The organism is Ilyobacter sp., assembly GCF_041583315.1.
Lineage (GTDB): Bacteria > Fusobacteriota > Fusobacteriia > Fusobacteriales > Fusobacteriaceae > Ilyobacter.
In genome coordinates this window covers 1-3,507 of record NZ_JBFHGC010000315.1, presented here as the reverse complement: position 1 = coordinate 3,507, position 3,507 = coordinate 1, and the positions used below count along the sequence as shown (strand labels likewise).

At 37.0% G+C, this 3,507-nt stretch carries 3 protein-coding genes and 1 pseudogene; all 4 read right to left on the bottom strand.

Annotated elements, in window-relative coordinates; genetic code table 11:
- Positions 1-671: propanediol/glycerol family dehydratase large subunit (locus ABZA26_RS10545; RefSeq protein WP_372714488.1), on the bottom strand; the 671-nt coding region annotated here is incomplete at its 3' end.
- 34 nt (positions 672-705) lie between these two features.
- Positions 706-1,488, bottom strand: coding sequence for a propanediol utilization microcompartment protein PduB (gene pduB / locus ABZA26_RS10540; protein WP_372714487.1), 783 nt, complete (start codon positions 1,486-1,488; stop codon positions 706-708).
- Positions 1,489-1,610: 122 nt separating this feature from the next.
- Positions 1,611-2,717, bottom strand: coding sequence for an iron-containing alcohol dehydrogenase (locus tag ABZA26_RS10535; protein ID WP_372714485.1), 1,107 nt, complete (start codon positions 2,715-2,717; stop codon positions 1,611-1,613).
- 263 nt (positions 2,718-2,980) lie between these two features.
- Positions 2,981-3,507, bottom strand: a pseudogene (locus tag ABZA26_RS10530) (acetate kinase); the annotation flags it as partial.

Below are 3,507 nucleotides of genomic sequence, written 5' to 3'. Positions count from 1 at the left end.
GATACTGTCTCTGCATAGTTAGTCAGTGCTCTCATTCCTAGTAGCAGTTCTGTAGCTTCTTCTACAGCACACTGAGTCAGTACTCCAGGTCTTCCTACCTGAGCTCCTACAAGTAATGCTAGAGCATTAAAAGGGGCATATCTTACAATCCCTACTGTAGTTTCTGCTTCAGAGAATCCTCTTAGAGCTGCCTCTGCTGCATCTGCTGCTATCTGCACCGGGTTGTCCTTCAGATTGGTTACATGACATTGATTTGATGGAGTTCTTCTGGCTCTCATCTTATTTACTGCCATCATCATCTCAAGAACTGTCATATGTGCCATTACCTGAGCCGCTTTTGCCGGAGTCATAGATAGAGTCACTTTTAAAACTTCAGCTCTGGAAACATTTATATCTACCAACATTCTGGCTATTTCTCTGGAGTCCATAGCCATAACTTTTTCAGCATTTTCTATATTAATCCCATAATTCGCAATGAAACTGTCCAGAAGATCGAAGTCTGCTTCTTTTTTTCCGTCAAGCTCTACTATCTTACCGTTTACTACCTTTACACTAGGCTTCGGATCCAACGGAGAATCCATTGCGATCAGCCCTTTTTCTGGCCACTCTTTTATATATCCATCTTTATTTACAGGTCTATCTCCTAATACTTCAAAACGTTTTGATTTCATTATGACCTCCTATTTTTTTTGTTTTAGATTCTCTTTAAATATACGGAGTAGTTACTGAAGGAGCAGAACCTCCCATTGTTTCAAGAAGCTTTACACCTACCTCTTTTGCAGTCAAAATAGCCTGTCTGACTGCACCTGAGTCTCCAGAAATAGCTAAAATAGCCTCATTTGAAAGACTTGTTCCCTTAGAAGGCGATGAATAAGCAAGCACTTCTACATTGGCTGCCTTTAGAGCAGTATCAGCTATAACTACCCCTATAGCCGCTGGAGCTCCTACTATCAATCCGAAAGATTTTCCAAGAGGTGCACCAAAAGCTTTGTTACATGCATAGGAAGCTCTTGCAGTATATTGCAGTTCTATATGCCCGGCTTCATTTGCATAAACATCGCCGAATTTTTCATTAACAGCATTCAAGGCAACTTCCACTGCCCTTTTGACGTCAGATACATCTTCACCACCGAATAAAATAAGTGAACCGTGTCCTGCTCCTCCCTTAGTATCTCTAGGAAGTTCTATAGATATAACTTCTGTATTTGTAGCTTTTACAGCTTCGTCTGCAGCCATAATATGAGGTCCCGCACCAGTTCTGGCACCTAAAATTCCGATTGAACGATACTTATTGTCTATCCCCATTGCTACATGTAATGAAGGATCTACATTGGCAATCACAAGGCCTATGGTGTCACCTAAAGTTGTAGCCCCTACAAATTCTGTCAAACGACACTCTGTTTTTACAGCAGGTGTTGCTTCTTTTTTGTCATTTCCAAGTTTCTCCATTACTTCAGCCATCATTTTCTCTACCAGCTTTTCTTGCATTCATTTACCTCCTTGTTATTTTAATTTGTATTTTAAAGTGTTTTTTCCATTATAAAAGTTCAAAATGTCATTTGAATGTCGTTTTGAGACTATTTCAAAACAATAGATTCTTTTTTAAAACATTAATAGATCATTTGAAATATTTCTTCCATATCCCCTTGAGAAACCTCTTTGATATTTCCCTGAGTACAGATATCTTCCAAGGCAGATTTAGCCATTACAGGAATCAGTTCTTTATAGGTATCCTCGTCTATCCCCATTTCTTTCACACAACTTGGAATTCCCATATATCTATTTAAAACTTCTACAGCAACAGCAAGACTTTCCGCTCCCTGTTCTTTTGTTTCACTTGGTAAACCAAGCCTTTTAGAAATCTCCCAGTATCTTTTTGCAGTCTCTTTATCACTTGAATTAAATTTTATTATATAGGGAAGAACAACTCCGTTTGACCTTCCGTGAGATTTATGAAATCTCCCTCCGATCACATGAGCTACACTATGATTTATACCCAATCCGGACCTGTCAAAGGCTATCCCGGCCATGCATGAAGCCTTACCCATCTCGATTCTTCCGTCTTCATCTCCAATATTGTTATATACTCTTAAAACATTTTTAAAAATTCCGACAATAGCAGTCAATGCAAATGTCTGTGTATAAAAATTTGCACTTTTGCACGTATAAGATTCTATGGCATGTGTCAGAGCATCTATCCCTCCGTCTGCTACAACCACTTTTGGCAGAGTTTTTGTAAATACAGGGTCAAGAATTGCTTTTTCCGGTATCATATCTTCATCTTTAATCGGTATTTTCAACTTTTTTTTCTTGTCTGTTATAACTGCGTAAGATGTCACTTCAGAACCTGTACCACTTGTTGTGGGAATTGCTATTATTGGTATCTCTTTCCCGCTTTTTTTCATAAAATAATATATTGCTTTGGCAGAATCTATAGCTGAACCACCGCCTAAGGCTATCATTTTATCAGGGACAAATTTCATTACCCTTTCCAAACCTTTTTTTACCGATTCTAGAGTCGGATCGACTTCTACCTCGTCAAAAATTTCATAATCTACTTTTAGCTGATTCAAGGCTGTTTCTACAATTTTAACCAATCCCAGCTTCACCATAATAGAGTCAGTTATAATAATTATCTTTTTCAGATTCTCCTTCCCCAAAACTTCCCGTACCCCTATACCGGAGTATATTTCAGTTTTGACATGAAATATTCCCATATCAATCCCCCTTAAAATCAAAATAAATACTATTATTCCCCCAGTTATGTAAATATAATACTAGATAAAAATGTCGTATTAATGTCGTTTGTTATTACTTTTTATTCAAATTGTTCCGTATTATCAGTTTTTTTAGTAATTCATACTTACAAATGTTTGCGCCATTCTATAAGTAGTTAATATAACAATTTTGTTTTAACCAATAAAAAAGCTGTAGACAAATGCATTTGTCTACAGCTTTTTTTATCAAATAGTATTTTAAATTATCTGCCCTGTATTATATTAAAGGTATCTCTGGCTATTACCAGTTCTTCATTTATAGGTATTTTGTAAATGGCCACTTTAGAAGAGTTTTTAGAAAGTCTTACATTCCCTTTCCTTCTTAATGAATTGATCTCTTCATCAAGCTCTATCCCCATAAATTCCAGGTTTTCGACTGACTTGGATCTTATCAGCGAAGAATTTTCTCCGATTCCACCGGTAAAACAGATCATGTCCACACCACCCATAGCTGCAGCATAAGATGCAATATATGATCTTATCCTATATGTCATCATATCTATAGCAAGTTCGGCTCTCGCATCTCCTGATGCTTTTGCAATTTCAAGATCTCTGCAATCAGAAGATTTTTCAAATATTCCAAGAATTCCGGATTTTTTATTTATTTTTGTATCCATATCCTTATCAGAAAGTCCTCTCTTATTTTTTATATAAAAAAGTGCTCCCGGATCCACATCACCACATCTTGTCCCCATCATAAGTCCATCTGTAGGAGTTAGTCCCATGGACG